We start from the raw sequence: 22,252 nt of genomic DNA, 5'->3' as shown, positions 1-22,252 counted from the left end.
TTTGCGCGCGCCGGTCGGGGAAACCGGGTCGCGTGAATCGGCCGCAATCCCGCATAGTGGGCTGCGCAGACGGCTTCCAGCAGGCTTTCAACGGCGTGCGCAGCGAGCACCGACGCGGCGAGGCACGCACCTTGCGGAGGGAAGCTGCGACCACAACCAGAAAGGGAGTAGCCATGAAGCGCATCCTGATCCTCAAGACCGCGGCTGGCGCCGCTTGCATGACGTTCGCACTTCTCGCCGGTGCGCAGGCCACGACGAACAGCTCCGCGCCCGCGGCCAGTTCGGAGTCCATGGGCCAGCACGTCGACGATGCAACCATCACGACCAAGGTCAAGGCCGAACTGCTCGGCGCGAAGAACGTGAAGTCCGAGCACATCCATGTGAAGACGCGTAAGGGTGTGGTCTCGCTCACCGGCACCGTGCCGAGCGCCGAGGACCGCGACAACGCCCGGCAGGTCGTGGAAGGCGTCTCGGGCGTGACCTCGGTGAAGAACCATCTGAAGGTCTCGGCGGCGAGCTGACCGATCGGCCGGGCAACCGGATCGACCCAGTTTCAGGCCAGACCGCGCCGGCGGCTTCCACCGCCGGCGCTTTTCATTCCAGCTTCGTTCCCGCGTCATTCCCGCGTCATTCCCGCGTCATTCTTCTTCCTGCCGCGATTGCCGCAGCTGCGCGCGCCGCTGCTCGCCCTGACGCGCGAGCATCCAGCCCGGATACTCGGCGGGCAGTCCGCTCGCCTCGCCCAGCACGCCTAGCTCCTCGACACTGAGCTTCACTTTCGTGGCCGCGATGTTGTCGTCGAGCTGGTCCACGCGTTTCGCGCCGATGATCACCGATGTCACCGCCTTCTGATGCAGCAGCCACGCAAGCGCGATCTGCGCGACCGACACGCCTTTGGCCTGCGCGATAGGCCGCATCGCGTCCACGCAGTCCCATGCGCGCTCGCGGTTCACCGGCGGAAAATCGAAGGTCGTGCGGCGGCTGCCCGACTCGCCTTGCTGGTCGCGCCCGTACTTGCCGCTCAGGAGCCCGCCCGCGAGCGGACTCCAGACCATCAGTCCGAGCCCCTCGCTCTCCAGCATCGGCACGAGCTCGCGTTCGAGATCGCGCCCTGCGATCGTGTAGTAAGCCTGCAGCGACTCGAAGCGCGCGAGCCCTTCGCGCTGCGCAATGCCGAGCGCCTTCACGATCTGCCAGGCGGCCCAGTTCGAAACGCCGGCGTAGCGCACGTGCCCCTGCTGCACGAGCGTATCGAGCGCGCGCACCGTTTCCTCGATCGGGGTGACGGGGTCGAAGGCGTGAATCTGATACAGGTCGATGTGGTCGAGCTGCAGTCGCTTCAGGCTCGCCTTCACGCCGTCCATGATGTGATAGCGCGTGGCGCCGCGCTCGTTCGGCGACGAGCCCATTTCGCCGAACACCTTGGTCGCGATCACCACCTGCTCGCGCGGGATCTTGAGGTTCTTGAGCGCCTGGCCGGTGATCTGCTCGGAAACGCCTTGCGAGTAGACGTCGGCGGTATCGATGAAATTGACGCCCGCGTCCAGCGCGCGGCCAACGAGCCGTTCGGCGTCGGACTGCTGGAGATCGCCGATCTGGTTCCAGATGCCCGTGCCACCGCCGAAGGTCATCGTGCCGAGGCAGAGTTCCGAAACGAACAGGCCGGTGCGGCCCAGGGGGTTGTAACGCATGGTGTGACTCCGTCGTGGGTTCGAGGGAAAGTCCAACGCGGCGAGGATACTGCGTTCGGGCCGCGCCTGCCGGATGGCCGTCACGGCTTGAAACGCAGCAAGGCGGCCGTACATTCCTGCCTGCACCCTGCAACGCCAGCAGCCGCATCGCCCCGCGCCAGGCAGACGCGCAAGAAAGCTGCGAGACTGGCAGACGTGCAATGCCGCCACCTCTGCCGCTTTTCTTGCCGCACATCGCCCGCATGACAACGCCTTCGCCCGTATCCGATCCGCACGCCCCGGCAGCCGCCGCCAGTCAAGACGGCGAGCAAAGCGACGTGCTCGCGCGCTTTCATCCGGCTGTGGCCGGCTGGTTCCGGCGCAGCTTCGACGCGCCCACTGCCGCGCAACGCGCCGCATGGCCGTTAATTGCGAGCCGGCGCGCGACGCTGGTGGCCGCCCCGACCGGCTCGGGCAAGACGCTCACCGCCTTTCTCGCCGCGCTCGACGAACTCGTGCGCGATGGCCTCGCGAACGGTGGCGCACTGCCCGACACGACGCTTGTCGTCTACGTCTCGCCGCTCAAGGCGCTCTCCAACGACATCCGGCTCAATCTGGAACGGCCGCTCGAAGGTATCGGCGAGGAACTCGCGCGGCTTGGCTTGCCCCCGATCGACATCCGTATCGCGGTGCGCACCGGCGATACGCCGCAGCCCGAGCGTGCGGCGCTGCGCAAACGCGCGCCGCACATCCTCGTCACGACGCCCGAATCGCTCTACGTGCTGCTCGGCTCCGAATCGGGCCGCCGCATGCTGGCGAGCACGCGCAGCGTGATCGTCGACGAGATTCACGCGCTCGCGGGCAACAAGCGCGGCTGCCATCTCGCGCTGAGCCTCGAGCGGCTCGATGCGTTGTGCGGCGCGCGTCTGCTGCGCATCGGGCTGTCGGCCACGCAAAAGCCGATCGAAACCGTCGCGCGCTTTCTGGTGGGCATGGGCGACGCGGCGCAAGATCCGAATGCAAACCCGCCCGCGTGCGAGATCGTCGATGTGGGCCATACGCGCAAACGCGATCTTGCGATAGAAATGCCACCCGTGCCGCTCGAAGCCGTGATGGCAAACGACGTGTGGGAGCGCGTGTACGACCGCATGGCCGAACTCGTCGCCATGCACCGCACGACGCTCGTGTTCGTCAACACGCGCCGCATGGCCGAGCGCGTGGCGCGCCATCTCACCGACCGTCTGGGCGCCGAAGCCGTGGCAGCGCACCACGGCAGCCTCGCGCGCGAGCATCGGTTTCTCGCCGAGCAGCGGCTCAAGAGCGGCGATCTGCGCGTGCTTGTGGCGACGGCGTCGCTCGAACTGGGCATCGATATCGGCGACGTCGATCTCGTGTGCCAGATCGGCTCGCCGCGCTCGATCGCGGGCTTCCTGCAGCGCGTCGGGCGCTCGGGCCACCAGGTCGGCGGCGTGCCGAAGGGACGGATCTTCCCCACGTCGCGCGACGACCTGATCGAATGTGCGGCGCTGCTGGATAGCGTGAGGCGCGGCGAACTCGACCGCCTCGCGCTGCCGCAAGCGCCGCTCGATGTGCTCGCGCAGCAGATCGTCGCCGAAGTGGCCTGCGAGGCCTGGGAAGAAGACGCACTCTATGCGCTCGTGCGGCGCGCCACGCCATGGGCGGCGCTCGAGCGCGCGCAGTTCGACGCCGTGCTGCGCATGCTCGCCGAAGGTTACACGAGCCGCCACGGGCCGCGCGCCGCCTATCTGCATCGCGACGTGGTGAGCCACACACTGCGTGCGAGGCGCGGTGCGCGGCTCGTCGCGCTCACGTCGGGCGGCACGATTCCCGACAACGCCGACTACTCGGTGCTGCTCGAACCGCAGAGCGTGCAGATCGGCACCGTCAACGAGGACTTCGCCGTCGAAAGCCTCGCGGGCGACGTGTTCCAGCTCGGCAACGCGTCGTACCGGATCCTGCGCATCGAGGCGGGCCGCGTGCGCGTGGAAGACGCCCAGGGGCAGCCGCCCAGCATTCCGTTCTGGCTAGGCGAGGCGCCAGGTCGCAGCGACGAGCTTTCGTTCGCGATTTCGCGGCTGCGCAAGCAGGTGGAAGCCGCGCTGATCGATGCGAGCGCGAGCGCTGGCGCGACGGATGACGCCGCGTCGCCCGCCGTGGTCGATCGCGCCACGGCGGCGCTCGCCGCATCCCTCGAGATCGACGATGCCGCCGCGCGCCAGATCGTCGAATATCTCGCGCGCGCCCGCGCCGCGCTCACGGTGTTGCCCACCCAGGACACGCTCGTCATGGAGCGCTTCTTCGACGAGGCGGGCGGCACGCAGCTCGTGATTCATACCCCGTTCGGCAGCCGCCTGAACCGCGCGTGGGGTCTCGCGCTGCGCAAGCGTTTTTGCCGCCAGTTCAACTTCGAGCTGCAGGCCGCCGCGACCGAGGACGCCATCATCCTCTCGCTCACCGGTGCGCACAGCTTCGCGCTGGACGAGGTATGGCGCTATCTCCATTCGAATTCCGCAGAACATCTGCTCGTGCAGGCGCTGCTCGAGGCGCCGCTGTTCGGCGTGCGCTGGCGCTGGAATGCGACCACGTCGCTCGCGCTGCCGCGTCAGACCAGCGGACGCAAGACGCCGCCGCAGATCCAGCGCATGCGCAGCGAAGACTTGCTCGCGGCCGTGTTTCCCGACCAGGTGGCGTGCGTCGAAAACATCGCGGGCGAGCGTGAAGTACCGCGCCATCCGCTCGTCGACCAGACGCTCGACGACTGCCTCCATGATGCTATGGATACCGAAGCATGGATCGCGCTGCTGCGGCGCATCGAGGCAGGCGACCTGAAGCTCGTTGTGCGCGAACTGCCCGCGCCCCCTGCGCTCGCTGCCGAAATCCTCACCGCGCGCCCCTATGCGTTCCTCGACGACGCCCCGATCGAAGAGCGGCGTACTCAGGCCGTGCTGTCGCGCCGGTGGAGCGACCCAGAATCCACTGACGATCTCGGCGCGCTCGACCCCGAAGCGATTGCGAGCGTGCGCGAAGAAGCCTGGCCGCAAGTGCGAGACGCCGACGAAATGCACGACGCCCTCACGAGCCTCGGCGTTCTCGCCGAAAGCGAGGCGCAGCAGGCGCCGCAATGGCTCGCATGGCTCGCCGATCTGGCGGCGGCGGGCCGCGCAACGCGGCTACCGGTCTCGGATCACGACGCGCTGTGGGTGGGCATCGAGCGGCTTGCATGTGTGCAGGCCATCTATCCCCAGGCGCAGTGCGAGCCGCCGCTCACGCCGCCGCCTGAATACGCGGATACGTGGACCGAGGACGCGGCGCTGGTCGAGATCGTGCGCGCCCGGCTGTCGGGCTTCGGACCGCTCACGATTGCGCAGGTGGCGCGGCCGCTCGCGCTGGAGGCGAGCGTGGCGGCGCTCGCGCTCACGCGCCTCGAAACCGAAGGCACCGTGATGCGCGGACGCTTCACGCCGCAAGCAATGGGCGGCGGTCAGCAGGAATGGTGCGAACGCCATCTGCTCGCGCGCATCCACCGCTACACGGTGCGCAAGCTGCGGCGCGAAATCGAGCCCGTCGAGCGTCACGACTTCATGCGCTTCCTGTTCGAATGGCAACGCGTGGCCCCCGGCACGCGCGGCTCTGGCCGCGACGCGCTTGCCGCCGTGCTCGACCAGCTCGAAGGCTGGGAAGCGTCGGCACTCGCATGGGAGGACGAAATCCTGCCGGCGCGTATCGACGATTACACGCCCATGCTGCTCGACGAGCTGTGCCGCTCGGGGCGCCTTGCCTGGGCGCGGCTGCCCGCGCGTGCGGCGGCCGCTTCGACGGTACGCAGCACGCCGGTGGTGCTGCTTACGCGCCGTGAGCTAGTGCGCTGGATGGCGCTCGTCGAAACGACCGACACGGCCGGCCTGTCGGCGCGCGCGCAGCGCGTGTACGAGGCGCTGCTGCGGCACGGTGCGATGTTCTTCGACGAACTCGCTGCCGACGCGCACCTGCTCGGCGTCGAACTGGAGAACGCGCTCGGCGAACTGGTGGCGGCAGGCCTTGTCAACGCAGACAGCTTTGCCGGGCTGCGCGCGCTCGTGAAGCCGGCGGCGCAGCGCAGCGCGCATCACGGCAGACGCCGGCCGCGCGGCTTCGGGCCGCTCGCCGGCGGCATGGCCGACGCGGGGCGCTGGGCGACGCTGCGGCGTGTTGCGTTGGCCGATGCGTCGAGCGCTCCGGTTGCGGATCTGGACGATGAAGCCGCGCTTGTCGCGACGGAAACGACTGGACCGACTGGACCGACTGGACCGATTTCGAGCGCAGCAGCGGGCCTGCGTTCGCAGGCGCTTGCGCGTGCAAGGCAAACGACCGCCAGCACCGCGCGCCAGCCGCCTGCTGACCCGGATCTGCTGGAGCACGTCGCCAACGTGCTGCTGCGCCGTTACGGCGTGGTCAGCTGGCACCTGCTCGGACGCGAGGCGGCGTGGCTGCCGCCGTGGCGCGATCTGCTGCGCGTGCTGCATCGCATGGAGGCGCGCGGCGAGATACGAGGTGGACGCTTCGTCACCGGGATTTCGGGCGAACAGTTCGCGCTGCCCGAAGCCGTGGCGCTGCTGCGCGACGTGCGGCGGCGTGCAGCAGCGCAAGGTGAAGGCGGCGCGCTCGTCTGCGTGAGCGCCGCCGACCCCCTCAATCTTCTCGGCACGCTGCTGCCTGGCGAGAAGGTGCCCGCGCTCGCCGGCAACCGTATCGTGTTCCGCGACGGCGTGCCGGCCGCCACCCTGATTGCCGGCCGCTTCGGCTTTCTCGGCGAGTTCGACGAAAGCACCCGCGCCGAACTCCGAGCCCGCCTCGCGAAGCCTTGGTGAGGCGCGCTGGGCGCTCGCGGGCGGGACTGGCTGTTAGTTGCGTTGCTCTGCCTGCGCGGAAGGCTTCAACACGTTGCGCGTGCCGTCGAAATGCCGGCGCACGCGCAGACCGTTCGCCACGACGAGCAGACTCGCGCCCACGTCGGCGAACACGGCCATCCAGAGCGTGGCCTCGCCCGCCATCGCGAGCACGAGAAACACGGCCTTGATGCCGAGCGCAAGCGCGATGTTCTGCTTGAGCACGCCCGCGGTCTTGCGCGAGAGGCCGATGAACGCGGCGATTTTGCGCGGATCGTCGTCCATGATCGCGACGTCGGCGGTTTCGAGTGCGGTCGCGGTGCCCGCCGCGCCCATCGCGAAGCCGATGTCGGCGCGTGCGAGCGCGGGCGCGTCGTTCACACCATCGCCGACCATTGCCGCCATGCCGTACTGCTTCGAGAGCGCGGCGATCGCGTCCTGCTTGTCCTGCGGCAGCAGATTGCCGCGCGCGTCGTCGATGCCGAGTTGATCGGCGATCGCCCGCGCGGTCGACGCGTTGTCGCCGGTCAGCATGACGGGCGTCACGCCGAGCGCGCGCAAGGCGCGCACGGCCGGTGCGCTTTCCGTACGCAGCGCGTCGGCCACGGCGAACACGGCGACGGCCTCCTGCGGCGCGCACAGCACGATCGCCGTCTTGCCCGCTAGTTCCAGCGCGGCCAGCTGCGCTTCGAGTTCGGGCGAGCACAAGCCAAGCTGCTCCACCAGACGGTGATTGCCGAGGCGCCAGAGCGTGCCGTCGACGCGGCCTTGCACGCCGCGACCGTTCAGCACCGCGAACTGATCGACGGCGAGCAGGCGTGCCTCCGGCTGTCGCGCCCGCCAGCCGTCGACCACCGCGCGGGCGACGGGGTGCGTACTCGCATCGTCCAGGCTCGCGGCAATGCGCAGTGCGTGTTCTGTCGAAAGCGGCGGTTCGCTGGACGCCCCAGCGCCGACCAGCGCTCGCATCGGCGCCTTGAGCGCATCGGTCAGGACAGGTTCGCCGCGTGTGAGCGTCCCGGTCTTGTCGAGCGCGACGGCCTTGAGCAGCCGGCCGCGTTCGAGCCACACGCCGCCCTTCACGAGCATGCCGTGGCGCGCGGCGGCGGCCAGGCCGCTCACGACCGTCACCGGCGTCGAAACGACGAGCGCGCACGGGCAGGCGATCACGAGCAGAACGAGCGCCTTGTAGAGCCATGCACTCCACGCGCCGCCGAAGACGAGCGGCCCGGCCAGCGCCAGCACCACGGCAAGCACGACCACGGCCGGCGTGTAGTAGCGCGCGAACTGGTCGACGAAGCGCTGCGTGGGCGCGCGCTGCGCCTGCGCCTCCTGCACCGCCGCGGCGATGCGAGCGAGCGTGCTGTCCTTCGCGGGCGCGGTGACGAGCGCTTCGACCACGCCATCGACGACGATGCTGCCCGCGTAAAGCACCGCGCCGGTTTCCTTGTCGACAGGCAGGCTTTCGCCCGTGATCGGCGCCTGATCGAGCGCGGCACGGCCGGCGATCACGCGCGCGTCGAGCGGCACGCGCTGGGCTGTGCGTGCACGAATCCGGCTGCCGACAGCCACATCGCCCACCGCGCACTCGCACCATTCGCCTTGCCCGGATGCGCCCTCGCTGGGTTGCCAGACTTCGGCGGTCTCAGGCGCGAGCGCGGTCAGCGCACGGATGGCCTGACGGGCGCGTTCGAGCGACAGCGCCTCGATTTCCTCCGCAAGGGCGAACAGGAACACCACCATCGCCGCTTCCGGCCACTTGCCGATCGCAATGGCGCCGATCAACGCCAGCGACATCAGGAAATAAATGTTGATTGTGAAGTTGCGCAGCGCGATCCAGCCCTTGCGCAGCGTGGGCAGACCCGCGCACACGATCGAGATGGCTGCGCAAGCGAGTACGAGCAGGCTGGTTTCCCGGCCGGCGCGCCAGGCGAGCACCTCGGCGCCTGCGGCTGCCACGCCGCTCACCGCCAGCAGCAGCTTCTGGCGCAGTACGAGACCGACCGGCGCAGGCGGGGCGTCTTGCGCGGACGCGCTTTCATCCAACTCACGCGGCGCCATGTCGAGTGCGCGCAGCGCGGCGACGACCGGCTGTGTATCGTCGAGCCGATGATGGACGGTCAGCTCGCGCGCGAGCAGGTCGAAATCGAGGCGCACGACGCCCGGCAGGGGCTCGAGCCGGTTGCGGATCAGGCGCTCTTCGGTCGGGCAATCCATGTTTTGGATGCGCCAGCGAGCGCGGCGCGTGCCTTCGGGCGCCGGAGCCATGTTGCGCTGACTTTGCGGCGGCGTGCTGTGCGCAGTGTCACCGTGACAGCAGCTATGGGTGTGCGCGTGGCTGTTCGGCTCGGTTTGTCCGTGGCCGTGCTCGTTGTCGTGGTCATGGTTGTGGCCGTGACCGCGGCCCTGATCGTTGTCGTGGCCGTGCGCATGGCCTTGGTCGTGGGCGTGCTCGTGACCATGGGCACGATCATGGTCTTGTCCTTGATCCTGGTCGTGCCTATGCCCGTGGCCGCCGCACGCGCCGCCCACGCCGCCAGACCCGTGAGCGCCGCCCACCGTCCGTTCCTCATCACGCGCGCGAAGGCGTTGCGCAATGCCGAGCCGCGACACGTAGCTCTGGTTCATAGCCGGTTTCTCCCAAAAGTGACACAATCATTGAACAGCCTGTAGCCGCTACAGGGTCAAGTGATTTGGGAGAGCCGCGACCATGCGAATTGGTGAACTGGCGCGCTGCGCGCACTGCGACGTCGAAACGGTGCGCTTTTACGAGCGCGAAGGCCTGCTGGACGAGCCCGCGCGCGAAACCAACGGTTACCGCAGCTACACGGCCGTGCACGCCGCGCAGCTCAACTTCATCCGTCATTGCAGGTCACTCGGCATCGGGCTCACGGACATTCGCATGCTGCGCCGCTTCCAGGCCGACCCGAGCCAACCCTGCGACGAAGTCAACGAATTGATCGACAGCCAGATCGAGCGCATCCATCAGCAGATCGAAGCGATGCGCGTACTCGAGCAGCAATTACGCACGCTGCGCGAGAGCTGCCATGCCAATCAGAGCAGCAGCGCGGAGTGCGGGATCATGAAGAGTCTCGAACAGCCCGTCGACGACGAAAGCTGCTCATGCCATGGCGATGGGCACGCTGCACAGGACGCGCCGCCTGCAGACGGCGCGCCTTCCCCTCACCGCCACTAGCCGCTCAAGGGCAATTCAAGGCGCGGCGGCGATCACTTCGGCCACCGTGGCCGTGAGCTTCTTCGCGTAGGGCACATGGAGGAACTCGTTCGGCCCGTGCGCGTTGGACTTCGGGCCGAGCACGCCGCACACCATGAACTGCGACTTGGGAAACCCTGCCTGCAGCACGTTCATGAGCGGGATCGTGCCGCCCTGGCCGAGATACGCGCAGTCCGCGCCGAAATGCGTGCGCGAGGCGGCGTTGAGCGCTTCCGAGAGCCACGGAGCGAGTTCCGGCGCGCTCCAGCCGTTGGCCGCGCCCGCGTCCGGCCTGAAGGTGACCTTGGCGTTATACGGCGGATCGAGTTCGAGCAGCGCCTTCAGTTCGGCTACGGCCTTCGAAGCCTCGACTAGCGGCGGCAGGCGCAGCGAGAGCTTGAACGCCGTCCGCGGCCGCAGCACGTTGCCGGCGTCGGCGAGTGCGGGCAGGCCCGCCGCTCCCGTGACCGAAAGCGAAGGCCGCCACGTGGAGTCGAGCAGCGCCTGCTGCGGGTCCGTGGTGGTGGGCAGCACGCGCCGGCCGTCCTGGCCGCACGCCCAAGGCATGGTCTTCCAGACGCTTTCACCAAGGATCTTCGCCGTGGCCTCGGCTTCGCTCAAGCGCTGCGAGGGGATCGCGCAATGGAAACCCTTGGGCAGCAGCGTGCCGCTCGCGGCGTCTTCGAGACGCTCGAAGAGCTGCCGCATCACGCGGAAACTGGACGGCGCAATGCCGCCGTAAGAGCCCGAGTGAATGCCCTCCTCGAGCACTTCGACTTCGAGGTCGCCCGCCACGAGACCGCGCAGCGACGTGGTGAGCCAGAGCTGGTCATAGTTGCCCGCGCCCGAATCGAGACACACGACGAGACCGACGTTGCCGAGCCGCTCGCGCAGCGCGTCGACATAAGGCAGCAGGTCGTAGCTGCCCGACTCCTCGCAGGTTTCGATGAGACCCACGCAACGCGGACGCTCGATGCCCTGCGCGTCGAGCGCGGCGAGCGCCGTGACGCTCGCGTAGATCGCGTAGCCGTCGTCAGCGCCGCCGCGCCCGTAGAGGCGTCCGTCTTCGAGCTTCGGCGTCCAGGGGCCGAGGTCGTTGCGCCAGCCCGCGAATTCCGGCTGCTTGTCGAGGTGGCCGTAGAGCACGACCGTCTCGCTGCTTCCCGAGCGCGTGGCGGGCGCTTCGAAGAAAATCACCGGCGTGCGATTGGGCAGCCGCACGATCTCCAGCTTCAGGCCGCGCACCGGCTGCTGTTCCGCCCACTTCGCGGCCTCCTGCACGACGCGCTCGAGATAGCCGTGCTGGGCCCACTGCGGATCGAATGCCGGGCTCTTGGCCGGCACCGCGATGTAGTCGGTCAACGCGGGCACGATCTCGTCATGCCATTTGCGTTCGACGAAGGCGCGCAGTTCGTCGTGGTCGAGTTGACGGGTGGCCTCGGACGGGTCGGAGATCATGGTGTGGGTTCCCAGCGATGAAAAACCCGATGATAGACCCGAACCCCCACCGGCCGACACCCCTCGCGCCCGGTGATGGCCGTCCGGCCAGGGCATGGCGTGCGCTCAGGGCCAATCCGCGCGACAATGATCCTTCGGGCATATTCCGCCCTTTTTTCTGGAGAATGGAAATATGGTGAGCCGTTCCGTCTTCGAGATCATCGTTCTCGCAGCGGTGGTCGCGCTCTACTTTCTCCCAGCGCTGATCGCCGACAGGCGTCAGCGTCACGACCTGCTGGTCATCGCAGTCTTCAATGCCGTGCTCGGCTGGACACTGCTCGGCTGGCTGCTGGCGCTCTTCTGGGCGCTGCAACCGAATCCGCCGAAGGATCTCGGCGGCCAGACCAGGATTCGCAGCCGCCGGCTGGGGATGCTGCTCTTCTCGCGCCGGCTCGACGACCGGGTCCAGGCGCGCGAAAGCCGCGCCACTGAGAGCAAGCGCTCGCCGCATTGAGGCCGTCGCGGCTTATCCGTTTGGCCAACGTTTCAGGCCATGGCGCGCAAGCGCTGCCGTCGCATGAAATAATCACCGGGAATCAAGCTGCGTTGGCCGCGCCGTTTTGATCGTTTTGATCGTTCTATATCTGGCTGAAGCGCTCAGCGTTGTGCCCATCGCTCGAGTCGCCTTCACACCCATCAGCAACCCAAGCAAACATCAACACGGAGCCTCGTCATGCCACACGCCGCCCCGCTGCTCGCCTTTGCCGCCGTCGCACTCGGCATGGCGCTCACGCCCGGACCCAACATGATCTACCTGATCTCGCGCTCGATCTGCCAGGGGCACAAGGCGGGCCTGATCTCCCTGGGCGGGGTCGCGCTCGGCTTCGTGTTCTACATGCTGTGCGCCGCCTTCGGCATTACCGCGTTGCTCATGGCCGTGCCGTTCGCCTACGACGCGCTGCGCCTGGGCGGCGCGCTCTATCTGTTCTGGCTCGCGTGGCAGGCGCTCAAGCCCGGCGGCCGCTCGCCGTTCCAGGTGCGCGAGTTGCCCGCCGACCGCCCGCGCAAGCTCTTTCTGATGGGGTTCGTCACGAACCTGCTGAATCCGAAAATTGCCATTCTGTATTTGTCGCTGCTGCCGCAGTTCATCGACCCACATCACGGGAGCGTGCTCGCGCAGTCCATCGTGCTCGGCAGCGTGCAGATCGCGCTTTCGATCAGCGTGAATGCCGCCGTGGCGATGACGGCGGGCACGATTGCAGCGTTTCTCGGCGACCGGCCGGGCTGGCTCAAGCTTCAACGCTGGCTCATGGGTACGGTGCTGGCCGGACTCGCCGTGCGTATCGCCGCCGAAGGCCAGCGCTAAAGCAAACGGCCGGGCGCATCCGGCCCGGCCGCTACTTCATCGTATTTGACGCGCCTGTGGCGCGTGTGCAGTCTGCGTGGGTCTACGCCTCAGACCCTGCCGATGGCCCTTCCGCCAGCCGGGCTGCGCATCTTGACGAACGCCGCGGGAATCGAGCGCGGTTCGATCTGCACCATGTCCTGAGCGAACATGTCCTGGCGCAGTTCGCCTTGTTCGTCGAACCACTGGCAGATCAGCCAGTGACCGCTGGCAAAGCCAACCGAACCGGCATACATGACGGTCATGCGCGGACCGCCCGATTTCAGGGTGACAACGTCGCCAATTCCGGCCATGGCAGCGAGCGGCTTTTCGGCTACGTCGATGGTCGTATCAAGCATGATGTGCCCCGTTAAAAAAGTCGCACAGAGAAAAAACCCGGGCGGGCTAGCCCCTGGCTCCCGCCCGCCCTTTCGATAATCAGAATGGGACGGTCATTAATAAGTTCGGCAAGACTAACAACTCGAATTAATGCGCGCAAGCGGTTTCCATTAAACCTGCTGAAAACCCTGTTATTCGAAGCACGCCCAAACCCCCGTTTAATCCCTTCCCGCACAATTTACGCGGAAAGCCGTACATGGCTGGAAAAAGCTACCGGGCAAGGTTTCCCCCGAAGCAGTCATATTATTTCGAATCCACAACCAGAAAATCCCGCAATGCAGCGGCAATAAACATGGCACACGGCAACTGCATTAACGATTTCGTCCAAAAACCGGAAGCCCTGCCAGAGCGAATGGAAACGATTTCTACGCGGATAAACCGTCCGTTCGATTAATTCGCCCACGCCGCACTTGAACTGTTCTCCTGGGGGGAAATCCTCATGTTTTACCGATGCCCTCAAAATTCTGCTGTTGAAATACGGTTGTCACTTAAATGGAATTGCAGTGCGGTGCAAAAAAATGCCCCATCCGGCAAAACCGGATGGGGCTGCGCGCGCAGGACGCGGTCAGTCCGCTTATTCGGCAAACGGCAAGGTCGTCTGGCCTTCCGCGCGCATGGCGAAGACATTGAGCGTCATTGCGACGAGCGCGTAGTAGCCAAGCAGCCCGACCAGGTTGATCGTGGTTTCGTAGCCAAAGCGCTCGACGGCACGCGCGTAGGTCGCGTCGGACACACGCTTCGCGTCGTACAGCTCGGTCGTGAACGCGTAGATCAGCGCGTCGTCGGGCTCGTCGAACCGGGGCGCGACGCCCGTGCGGATCTGCTCGGCCAGCACCTCGGGCACGCCAGCCTTCAGGGCGATGGGATAATGGATGTACCACTCGGCCTGCGCCTGCCAGCGCGCGGCCGTGACGAGAATCGCCAGTTCTGAGAGGCGCAGCGACAGGCCTGTCTGGTAACGACAGAACGCCCCAAGGCGCTGCGCATGCTGCGCCAGTTCCGGGCTGTGGATCCAGCCGAGGAACGGACCGTTGAGGTTGCCGCGCGGACCGGAAAGGATCTCGTCCAGCACCGCCTTCTGCTCCGGCGTCGCTTGGGCAGCGTCGAAAGCGGGAAGCCGCGAGGTCGGGTTTTGCGTCATCAATGGACTCCGTTGGAGGTTATGACCGGCGCGCGCGACCGATTGCGGTCGCCGCGATCTCGGCCGCCGCTAGCGGCGGACAGTTAGTTGCACTTCAACTCCATACAGCGAAGCTTACGCCGGGCGCGCCACGCCCGTTACGTCGAGCGCACCGTCGACGGCCGCGGCAAGCCGCTCGACGATCGAGTCGATGTTCTGCTCCGTGCAGATGAAAGGCGGCGCGAGCAGCACATGATCGCCGTTGCGGCCGTCCACGGTGCCGCCCATCGGATAGACCATCAGGCCGCGCGCGAACGCCTCGCGCTTGATCGCCGCATGCAGCTTGAGCGCCGGGTCGAAGGTGGCCTTCGTGGCGCGGTCCTTCACCAGCTCGACACCGACGAACAGGCCGCGGCCGCGCACATCGCCCATGTACGGATGGTTCGCATAACGCTCGCGCAGACGCGCACGCAGTTGTTCGCCGCGGGCGAGCACGTTGTCGAGCAACTTCTCCTCGGCGATCACGCGCTGCACTTCGAGCGCCGCCGCGCAGGCCGTGGCGTGGCCGATATACGTGTGGCCGTGCTGGAAGTAGCCGCTGCCGCCCACGATCGTCTCGTAGATGCGCTGGCTCACGAGCGTCGCGCCGATCGGCTGGTAGCCTGCGCCCAGGCCCTTCGCGATCGTCAGCAGGTCCGGCGCAACGCCGTCCTCTTCGCAGGCGAACAGATGGCCGGTGCGGCCCATACCCGACATGATCTCGTCGAGGATCAGCAGCACGCCGTAACGGTCGCACACCGCGCGGATCTTGCGGAAGTAGTCGCGCACGGGCGGCACCGCGCCGGCCGTTGCGCCCACCACGGTTTCCGCGACGAAGGCCGCAACCGTTTCGGAACCGAGTTCGAGAATCTTCTGCTCGAGTTCATCGGCGAGGCGCTGCGCATAGGCCTCGTCGGTCTCGCCTTCGTGGCGCTCTCGGTACGCAAAGCAAGGGCTCACGTGATGCGATTCGATCAGGATGGGCAGGAACGGCTCGCGGCGCCACGCATTGCCGCCGATCGCGAGCGCCCCGAGCGTGTTGCCGTGATAGCTCTGCCGGCGCGCGATGAAGTGGCGGCGCGCAAGCTCGCCCTTCTCCACGAAGTACTGGCGCGCGAGTTTGAGCGCGGCCTCGATCGCCTCCGAACCGCCCGACACGAAGTACACATGGTCGAGCCCCTTGGGCGCCGCGGCGATGAGGTGATCGGCGAGTTGCTCCGAGACCTCGGTCGTGAAGAAGGAGGTGTGCGCGTACGGCAGTTGCTGCGCCTGACGCTTGATCGCGTCGATCACGCGCTGGTTGCTGTGGCCGAGGCATGAAACCGCGGCGCCGCCGCTTGCGTCGATGTAGCGCTTGCCGGTGGAATCGACGATTTCGATGCCTTCGCCTGCCACCGCGACGGGCAAGCTTTGCTTCGGCATCCGGTGAAACACCTTGGTCATATGTGTCCTCGATGAAGTCCGTGAATATTTAGCGGTTCGCGCCGTCTGCATCGCGCGCGTTCGAATCGATAAAGCGGCCAAGCACGCGCTCGCCGCCCTGCCAGACGTCGAACGCCACGCCGCGCGGCTCGACGCGCATGCAGGCGGTGGCGAGCGTGTTCTCGTCGTCGGGGTCGTGCGGATCGTCGCGGAAGATCGGCAGGCCGGCGCCCGCGCGATCCTGCAGCACCTGCACGAAAGCCGCGCCGTCGGGCTGCGCGCCAAGCGCGGGCAACAGCTCGGCGAGACGGGTCTGGCGATCGCGCGACGAGTCGGTGACGATCTGCGCCTCACGCTCGCAGCCCGAGTGAATGAGGTGATTCGCGTGTCCCGAGGGCGCGCTCACTTCGCGCGCCGAAGCGCGCTGCGCAGTGGCTTCGACGCTAACCACACGCACCTCGCCCGCCTCGTCGGTCCCGCCGATCGTGTGGTGGAAGCCGCTCGCGCGCGGCGTGTCGCGCAGCAGCGCGAGGGCTTCTTCCAGCGTCGCGCAATCGAGCACGGCGCGCGCCAGGATCATGCGCGGCACACCCACGCGCGGCTCGCGGATGCGCACGTTGTTGATCGCTTGCGCAAGTCCCGCACGCGTAGCTGCGAAGGTATGCCCCGGCAGCGAGCCCGGATAGTAGAAGCTGAGGAAACCGGGCTTTCCGTCGGGTTCGACCTCGACCACGCTGCAGTGGCCATGCAGCCAGGGGTCGCCGTCTTCGTTGTGCGCGATCAGGCCCACACCCGGCGTGCGCACCGCGAGCGTCGTGCAGCCGTCCGGTGCGTGGTGGATCAGTTCACCGCGGCAATTCCAGAGGAACAGGTCTTCCGCGGACCAGTCCAGCGCCTGCGCCATTGCGTCGATTTCCGCGACATAGGTCGGAAAATACTGTGCGGCTGCGGCGCGCAACTGCTGCGCAAACGCACTGCCGCGCCAGCGGCTCACCGCCCGCCAGGCGCTGCTTTGCGCCATGTAATCCGCAAAGATCGGCTTCACGTGTGCGCCGAGCTGCCGGCCGATCGCCTCAGGCGAACCGGCCACGCGGATAGTCTTGAGTTCCTGCATCTGTTTCTCGCTTTTGCTACCGGTATGGGTCTACCTCTTCCTATAGTGCGCTTTATACGTCACCGCAACATATGTTGTCAAATTAAAAATCGATCACAACAAATGCGATGGAAACGTGCAAAGCAAAGCCGGATGCCTGCTCACAACGACATCCGGCTGCGGGAAAACAGGCGCGAAATGGCGCGGAAATGCCGGGGGTGGCGCTCAGGGCACGTAAGCGCCGCGTGCGTTCAAGGAACGCTCGGCCTGTTCGAGCTGCGCGATCGCGCCCGAGCCTTCGAGCGCCAGCAGATGGGCGACGAGCGACTCGGCCAGGGCCGTCGCAGCGACGAGCGAAGGGAAAAACGATGGGCTTTCGTGCGTGAAGATCAGCGCCTTGTCGGCGTTCAGCGCAATGGGCGAGACGGCGCTGTCGGTAATCGCGATCAGGCGGCTGCCTTTGGCGAGCGCGGCCTCGGCCACGCGCACCGCCTCGACCGAATACGGTGCGAAGCTGACAACAATCGTTGCGCTGTCGCGCTCGATGCCGAGCAACTGCATCTCCAGCGTCCCCGCCTCGCCGCCCAGCAAGGAAACCGAAGGCCGGAACAGGCGGTATCCGTAGACGAGCCCGAACGCCACTGCATAGCACGAGCGAAAGCCCGCCACGTGCACATGCTTCGCGCGACGCAACACGCGCGCCGCCTCGACCATCGAGCGGGTATTGTGCGCGGCGCTCGCCTCCAGATTGTGCTGTTGTGCCACGAGCAGGTCGCGCGCGAGGCCGTCCTTCGCATTGCCCGCCACGAGCGAGCGGGCCCGCGAGGAAAGCGGCTCCGGCCGCGTGCGCACGCGCGCGACGAACAGGTCCCGCAGCTCGTTCCAGCCCGGAAAGCCCAGTTGCTGGGAAAGCCGCACGAGCGAAGCAGGCTGCACGCGGGCGCGCTCGGCCACTTTGCGCATCGACGAAACGGCCACTTCGTCGGGATGGTCGAGCAGGAAGGCAGCGCCGGTCTGGAACTGCGGGCTCAAATCGGAGAAACGCGCGCGGATCAGCGCGGCGAGCTGGTCGAAACTGTCTGGCATGCGTCGCTCTGGCAGTGGGTGACAACAAATGTTACCACCGGTGTTGCCGGATGTTGCAAGTCGGGACAGATGACGATGTCGCGCATGCCGACGGACGCGGGCTCCATCCAGGCGCCCGCGTGCTTCATACATCGAAGAGTCGGTTCAAGCCTGTTTGCCCCACAGATCGTCAATCGCTCGGATCGCGAGCAAGTATCCGTTCGCTCCTGCCCCGCAAATTACCGCGGTGGCCGCCACCGAAATCGTCGAGTGACGATATTCTTCCGAGCGTTGGTGAATATTGGTGATATGCAATTCCACGACTGGCCGGCGGATGAGCTTGACTGCGTCGAGCACCGGAATCCGACCGAATGAAAAGCCGGCCGGATTGATGATCAGCGCGGCGTCCTGCAGGAATGCTTCCTGAATCCAGTCGATCAACTCGCTTTCGCTGTTCGTTTGACGAAATACGCAGTCGAACTTGAGCGCGTCGGCCAGCGTGAGGCAATTCTGTTCGATGTCCTTCAGCGTAGTGCTGCCATAAAGATGAGGCTCCCTCGCGCCCAGCATGTTCAGGTTGGAACCATTGAGGATGTAGAGTTTGCGCGTCATGGTGTCAGTGTGTAGAAGAGCGTTCGAGGACCGTGTCCTTGGTTTCCCGGGACATTGCGATCATCAGGAAGGAGATCAGGTTCAGCGAGCCGCAGACCGCTACGATGGCCCACGGGGAACCGTGAAAGGCATTGAGCAGCGCCACGGCGACGATAGGCATCGGGCCGCCGGTGAGCAGGTTGGCTCCCGAATACGACAGTGCGGACCCTGTGTAGCGCGCCTCGGTCGGGAATGACTCGGCGAACCAGACTGGCTGGATGCCGCTCTGGAACTGTGTAAAGCCGAGGAACGCGCCCATGACTGCCATCGTCATCGCGATCGAGTTGTGGTTGAGGATTGGAAAGTAAATCAGGCAGCAGATCAGCGTGCAGGCCGAACCGATCATCAGCGCACGTTTGCGTCCGATCCGATCGCTCAGATAGCCGCCCGCCAGCGCGCCCACGATGGCGCAGACATTCGCCACCATCAACAGCATGAAACCGGTCTGCTTAGGTACGCCGAGGTGTTTCGTCAGGTAGCTGAGCGAGAAGACCACGATCAGATAAAACAGCGCGGCCGGGCCGCAGAAGAACAGCGTCAGGCGCAGCGCGGTGCGCCAGTGTTTTTTGAAGACCGTGCCGAGCGGATTGGCGGCGCGTGTGGATGCGCCAGTCCTCTTGAGCACCTCGAACGCCGGTGTCTCGCTCACCTTCCTGCGGATGTAGATGCCGAGCAGCACCAGAACGAAGCTAGCGAGAAACGGCACTCGCCAGCCCCAGGTATCGAAATCGTCCGATGAAAGCAACGCGGCCAATGTAAAGAGCGAAAAGTTGGCGAGAATCTGGCTGAGTGGCGAACAAATGCCAAGCAGACCTGAATACCAGCCGCGTCGGTTGGCAGAGGCATGCTCCACCGCCATCAGTTGCGCGCCCGTCGATTCGCCGCCAAGCGCGAAACCTTGAATGATGCGCAGCGACACCAGCAGTGTCGGCGCGAGGATGCCAACCTGGTGGTAAGTGGGCAGCAAGCCCATCAGGAACGACGACGCGCCCATCACCGATACGGTGATCAGCATCAGTTTGCGGCGTCCCCAACGGTCACCGAGCATCCCGCAGATCACCGCGCCGAGCGGGCGGGCCGCCAATCCAGCCCAGAAGCTCGCCAGCGACGCGAGCAGCGCAGCAGTCGGGTCGAGCGACGGAAAAAACAGCTTGGGAAAGATCGTGGCCGCGACGACGCCATACAGCGCAAAGTCGAACCATTCGAGCGCTGTACCGACGGTTGCCCCCGCTACTGCCCGACGCGCCATCAAGTGAGCTTGCGCGGACCGCCCTTCCCCGGCGAGGTCCGAATCAGCAAAAAATGACATGTTGTCTCCTGGATTCTCGATATGGCGAAGCGTTCGTTTCTGGCGACGAACAGGTGCTATTGTTTGCGCTGGACAGGCGGGGCGTTCCGCACCGGAACTCCATTTCATAATATGGAAGTTGGCGAAAGATGTCGCTTAGAAACGGCCTGAGAATTCTCGATCTGCTGGCGTCGCAAGGCGAAGGTGCAGGTCTCGCGGCTATTGCCGATGCCTTGTCTCTGCCGCGCAGCACCTGCCACCGCCTGCTCGCCGAACTCATCGAAAGCGGGTATGTCAGGCAGCGGGTCGATCACAGCCGCTACATCCTCACCATGCGCATGACGTCGAACGGACTCGAATTCCTGAGCCTCACGGGCATCGCGGACATCGCCCAGCCGATCATCGAACGCGTCGCTGCCCAGACAGGCGAACTCGCGCGACTGTCGCTGGTGGATGGCGAAGCGATCATCTGGGTCGGGAAGGCGGACGGACAGCGCACCGGCTTCCGCTACGATCCCGACATGGGCCAGGCGGCACGACTTTCATGCACGTCGACCGGACATGCATGGCTCATGACGATGACCGATGAACAGGCGGCCTCGCTGGTCTTGAAGCAAGGCTTCGGACAGCCGAATGAGTTCGGACCCAATGCGCCGACGACACTAAAAGCGCTGTTGGGTTTCGTGCATGCTGCGCGCGTGCGTGGCTACGCGATGATCGACGAGGTGTTTGCCCCGCGTATGTCGGCAGTGGCGGCGCCCGTGGTGAACGGTTCGCGCTGCGTCGGCGTCATCAGTATTGCCGGTCCCCGGGTACGGCTAACGACCGGGAAGATTCACGAGTACTCTGGACTGCTACGCGAGGCGGCCAATGAACTGGCCCAGTTGAGCAATATGGCGGGATTCTCACGTCGGCCGCCGCTCGGAAAGGGGTGAGGGTGCAGAATCCAGTCAATAGCTGTGATTGCCCTTGTGACAACTGCAGTGGCACATAACGCACGGCAAGCCAACTGCAACACCTTCCCGCACGGCGGCACGGTATCAGCGTCAAAACGTGTTCAAGGCCAGTGGAATCGGAACATGAATGTAACCACCTTTCACGTCGCCGTAAGCATATGTGCGCCCTTCGACCAGGTATCTCGCGGTCGCTTCTCCTTCGCAGACGTCCCCTCCTTGCCGCGGAGAGCGCAAGTCACGGCATGGGGAAATGTTTCGAAGCTAACACGCCCGCCCTGGAAATCGCGAGATGACAGTAGCGGATAGTCGGAAGAAAAGACTTGGTAAATGGCTTCTCCGTTGAACATCCACCGGTAGAAGCGCCCAGGATTCTCATCGGCCCGTTGTCGGGTTGGCGTGGCGAAGGAAAAGATGCGTTGCCGCGCAAGTTCCCGTTCCGCACGCCGCCCTTTACGTTCGATACCCCATTGGCATGGAGCATCGATCCCGACGGCCTGCACGCCGTACTCGAGGCAGGCTCGCAGCATCTCCTGCGGGGTTATGGTATCGGCAGGCCGGAAAGCTCGACTGCCCTCCAGAATGACCAGATGGCAGCCCTTCTTGTCACCGCCTACGTCGATGCCAGCAACCGTCCGTGTGTTCAAGCGGTCCCCGCCACGAGTAACAAGCGCTGAACCGGGCCGGAAGCAGGCTTCCGGAGCCCGGTGTGCGCCACTCAGGCCGCAGCGGCCGTGCTCACAGCTTCAGTGGCCGCCGCAGGCGCGGCAACTTCGACGGGCGCCGTTGATTTCACCACAAGCTTCGGCGCGCGGGCCTTGCGGACGGCCGGCGATTTCGCCGCTGCGCCGTTCTTCGGCGCAGCTTTGCGTGCCGGCGAAGATACCTTCTTGACAGCAGCCTTTTTCGATGCAGCGTTCTTTTTTGCGGCGGCCTTCTTCGCTGCCGGCGCCTTGGCTGTCTTCACTACAGGCTCGGCCTTTTCAATCAAAAACTTCGACCGGTCCTTCGCGCCAGCGAGCCATGCCGGTGCGATGCCACGACCGGACCACGTCGCGCCGGTTTTCGGGTCGCGATATTTCGGCGGTTGCGGCCCGCGCACGTAGTTACCTGCCTTGGGCGCCTTCACTGCAGCAGCCGGTTTCGGCGCCGCGCCTGCAATCAGGAACTTGCTTCGGTCCTTGGCGTTTGCAATCCACGCGGGAGCACGACCGTGGCCGGTCCAGGTCGCGCCAGTTTTGGGATCGCGATATTTCGCTGCCGACGAGCCCTGCTTCGCGGCAACGGCCTTTCCCGGCTTGCGGCCGCGCCGCTTGCCGACAAATGCCTCGATGTCGGCAACCGTCACGGCATGCTTTTCCATCAGGCCGCGAATCTTCTCGAGTACCGCCGACGATTTCGTTGTTACCAACGATTCTGCCTGAGCCTGCAGCTTTGCGATTCTTGCCTGAATCGATTGGAGCGTAGCCATTCGTGGATTTCCTTTGATAAGTTAGTTTTTTCCACTATGCCACATCGAACGACGAATACAACATTTGGTGTCGAATTAGTTTGCGCGAGGCACTGAGAAACATTACTTTCTATTTCAAAATCGGTAAGTCGTCTGACTTCCAGTCACGAAACGCGAGTAA

The 22,252-nt window shown here is 65.7% G+C and carries 18 protein-coding genes; 6 read left to right on the top strand and 12 right to left on the bottom strand.

The window, feature by feature from the left end; translation table 11 throughout:
* Window positions 1-173 precede the first annotated feature (173 nt).
* Entirely contained in the window at window positions 174-521 is a 348-nt protein-coding gene (locus AB3X98_RS34770; protein ID WP_368604822.1) for a BON domain-containing protein, read from the top strand.
* Window positions 522-638: 117 nt separating this feature from the next.
* On the opposite strand, the gene AB3X98_RS34765 is transcribed toward AB3X98_RS34770, so the two are convergent.
* Complete coding sequence (locus AB3X98_RS34765) at window positions 639-1,691, bottom strand: aldo/keto reductase (protein ID WP_368604821.1); 1,053 nt, start codon at window positions 1,689-1,691, stop codon at window positions 639-641.
* 242 nt (window positions 1,692-1,933) lie between these two features.
* Here AB3X98_RS34765 and AB3X98_RS34760 point away from each other — a divergent pair, with 242 nt between their 5' ends.
* The gene (locus tag AB3X98_RS34760; protein WP_368610380.1) at window positions 1,934-6,538 is read left to right on the top strand and encodes a DEAD/DEAH box helicase; all 4,605 of its coding nucleotides are present in this window, start codon (window positions 1,934-1,936) and stop codon (window positions 6,536-6,538) included.
* A 33-nt stretch (window positions 6,539-6,571) separates the two neighbouring features.
* Here AB3X98_RS34760 and AB3X98_RS34755 read toward each other — a convergent pair whose 3' ends face one another.
* Window positions 6,572-9,088: a heavy metal translocating P-type ATPase gene (locus AB3X98_RS34755; RefSeq protein WP_368604840.1), complete on the bottom strand. Its 2,517-nt coding sequence runs from the start codon at window positions 9,086-9,088 to the stop codon at window positions 6,572-6,574.
* 178 nt (window positions 9,089-9,266) lie between these two features.
* Between AB3X98_RS34755 and AB3X98_RS34750 the strand changes: the two genes are divergently transcribed.
* Window positions 9,267-9,752, top strand: coding sequence for a Cd(II)/Pb(II)-responsive transcriptional regulator (locus tag AB3X98_RS34750; RefSeq protein ID WP_069261969.1), 486 nt, complete (start codon window positions 9,267-9,269; stop codon window positions 9,750-9,752).
* A 15-nt stretch (window positions 9,753-9,767) separates the two neighbouring features.
* Here AB3X98_RS34750 and AB3X98_RS34745 read toward each other — a convergent pair whose 3' ends face one another.
* Complete coding sequence (locus AB3X98_RS34745; RefSeq protein WP_368604819.1) at window positions 9,768-11,228, bottom strand: M20 family metallopeptidase; 1,461 nt, start codon at window positions 11,226-11,228, stop codon at window positions 9,768-9,770.
* A 172-nt stretch (window positions 11,229-11,400) separates the two neighbouring features.
* Between AB3X98_RS34745 and AB3X98_RS34740 the strand changes: the two genes are divergently transcribed.
* A complete protein-coding gene (locus AB3X98_RS34740) occupies window positions 11,401-11,721 on the top strand; it encodes a superinfection immunity protein (protein ID WP_368604818.1) in 321 nt (106 codons plus the stop codon).
* A gap of 219 nt (window positions 11,722-11,940) precedes the next feature.
* Window positions 11,941-12,573 (top strand): LysE family translocator, encoded by a 633-nt coding sequence (locus AB3X98_RS34735; RefSeq protein WP_342946063.1) that lies wholly within the window; start codon window positions 11,941-11,943, stop codon window positions 12,571-12,573.
* Between the two features lie 89 nt (window positions 12,574-12,662).
* Here the strand turns inward: AB3X98_RS34735 and AB3X98_RS34730 are convergent, their stop codons facing one another.
* From AB3X98_RS34730 to AB3X98_RS34700, 7 genes are all read right to left on the bottom strand, one after another.
* Complete coding sequence (locus AB3X98_RS34730) at window positions 12,663-12,950, bottom strand: YodC family protein (protein ID WP_368604817.1); 288 nt, start codon at window positions 12,948-12,950, stop codon at window positions 12,663-12,665.
* Between the two features lie 614 nt (window positions 12,951-13,564).
* Entirely contained in the window at window positions 13,565-14,131 is a 567-nt protein-coding gene (locus AB3X98_RS34725; RefSeq protein WP_069261974.1) for a carboxymuconolactone decarboxylase family protein, read from the bottom strand.
* Window positions 14,132-14,245: 114 nt separating this feature from the next.
* Window positions 14,246-15,592, bottom strand: coding sequence for an aspartate aminotransferase family protein (locus tag AB3X98_RS34720; RefSeq protein ID WP_368604816.1), 1,347 nt, complete (start codon window positions 15,590-15,592; stop codon window positions 14,246-14,248).
* 28 nt (window positions 15,593-15,620) lie between these two features.
* Complete coding sequence (locus AB3X98_RS34715) at window positions 15,621-16,685, bottom strand: C45 family autoproteolytic acyltransferase/hydolase (protein WP_368604815.1); 1,065 nt, start codon at window positions 16,683-16,685, stop codon at window positions 15,621-15,623.
* Between the two features lie 204 nt (window positions 16,686-16,889).
* On the bottom strand, window positions 16,890-17,750 hold the full coding sequence (locus AB3X98_RS34710) for a MurR/RpiR family transcriptional regulator (protein ID WP_069261977.1): 861 nt from the start codon (window positions 17,748-17,750) through the stop codon (window positions 16,890-16,892).
* Window positions 17,751-17,894: 144 nt separating this feature from the next.
* Window positions 17,895-18,341, bottom strand: a complete 447-nt coding sequence (locus AB3X98_RS34705) for a type II 3-dehydroquinate dehydratase (protein WP_069261978.1) — start codon at window positions 18,339-18,341, stop codon at window positions 17,895-17,897.
* A 4-nt stretch (window positions 18,342-18,345) separates the two neighbouring features.
* On the bottom strand, window positions 18,346-19,629 hold the full coding sequence (locus tag AB3X98_RS34700) for an MFS transporter (RefSeq protein WP_368604839.1): 1,284 nt from the start codon (window positions 19,627-19,629) through the stop codon (window positions 18,346-18,348).
* A 188-nt stretch (window positions 19,630-19,817) separates the two neighbouring features.
* Between AB3X98_RS34700 and AB3X98_RS34695 the strand changes: the two genes are divergently transcribed.
* Window positions 19,818-20,603, top strand: a complete 786-nt coding sequence (locus AB3X98_RS34695; protein ID WP_368604814.1) for an IclR family transcriptional regulator — start codon at window positions 19,818-19,820, stop codon at window positions 20,601-20,603.
* A gap of 161 nt (window positions 20,604-20,764) precedes the next feature.
* Here AB3X98_RS34695 and AB3X98_RS34690 read toward each other — a convergent pair whose 3' ends face one another.
* Window positions 20,765-21,268 (bottom strand): DUF429 domain-containing protein, encoded by a 504-nt coding sequence (locus tag AB3X98_RS34690; RefSeq protein ID WP_368604813.1) that lies wholly within the window; start codon window positions 21,266-21,268, stop codon window positions 20,765-20,767.
* Window positions 21,269-21,339: 71 nt separating this feature from the next.
* A complete protein-coding gene (locus AB3X98_RS34685; protein ID WP_368610379.1) occupies window positions 21,340-22,092 on the bottom strand; it encodes an H-NS family nucleoid-associated regulatory protein in 753 nt (250 codons plus the stop codon).
* Window positions 22,093-22,252 lie beyond the last annotated feature (160 nt).

The sequence above is a fragment of the Paraburkholderia sp. BR14312 genome (assembly GCF_040948675.1).
Classification (GTDB): Bacteria; Pseudomonadota; Gammaproteobacteria; order Burkholderiales; family Burkholderiaceae; genus Paraburkholderia; species Paraburkholderia nodosa_A.
Note: the sequence above shows the minus strand (reverse complement) of the source record. Positions and strands in the feature narration are given on the sequence as shown.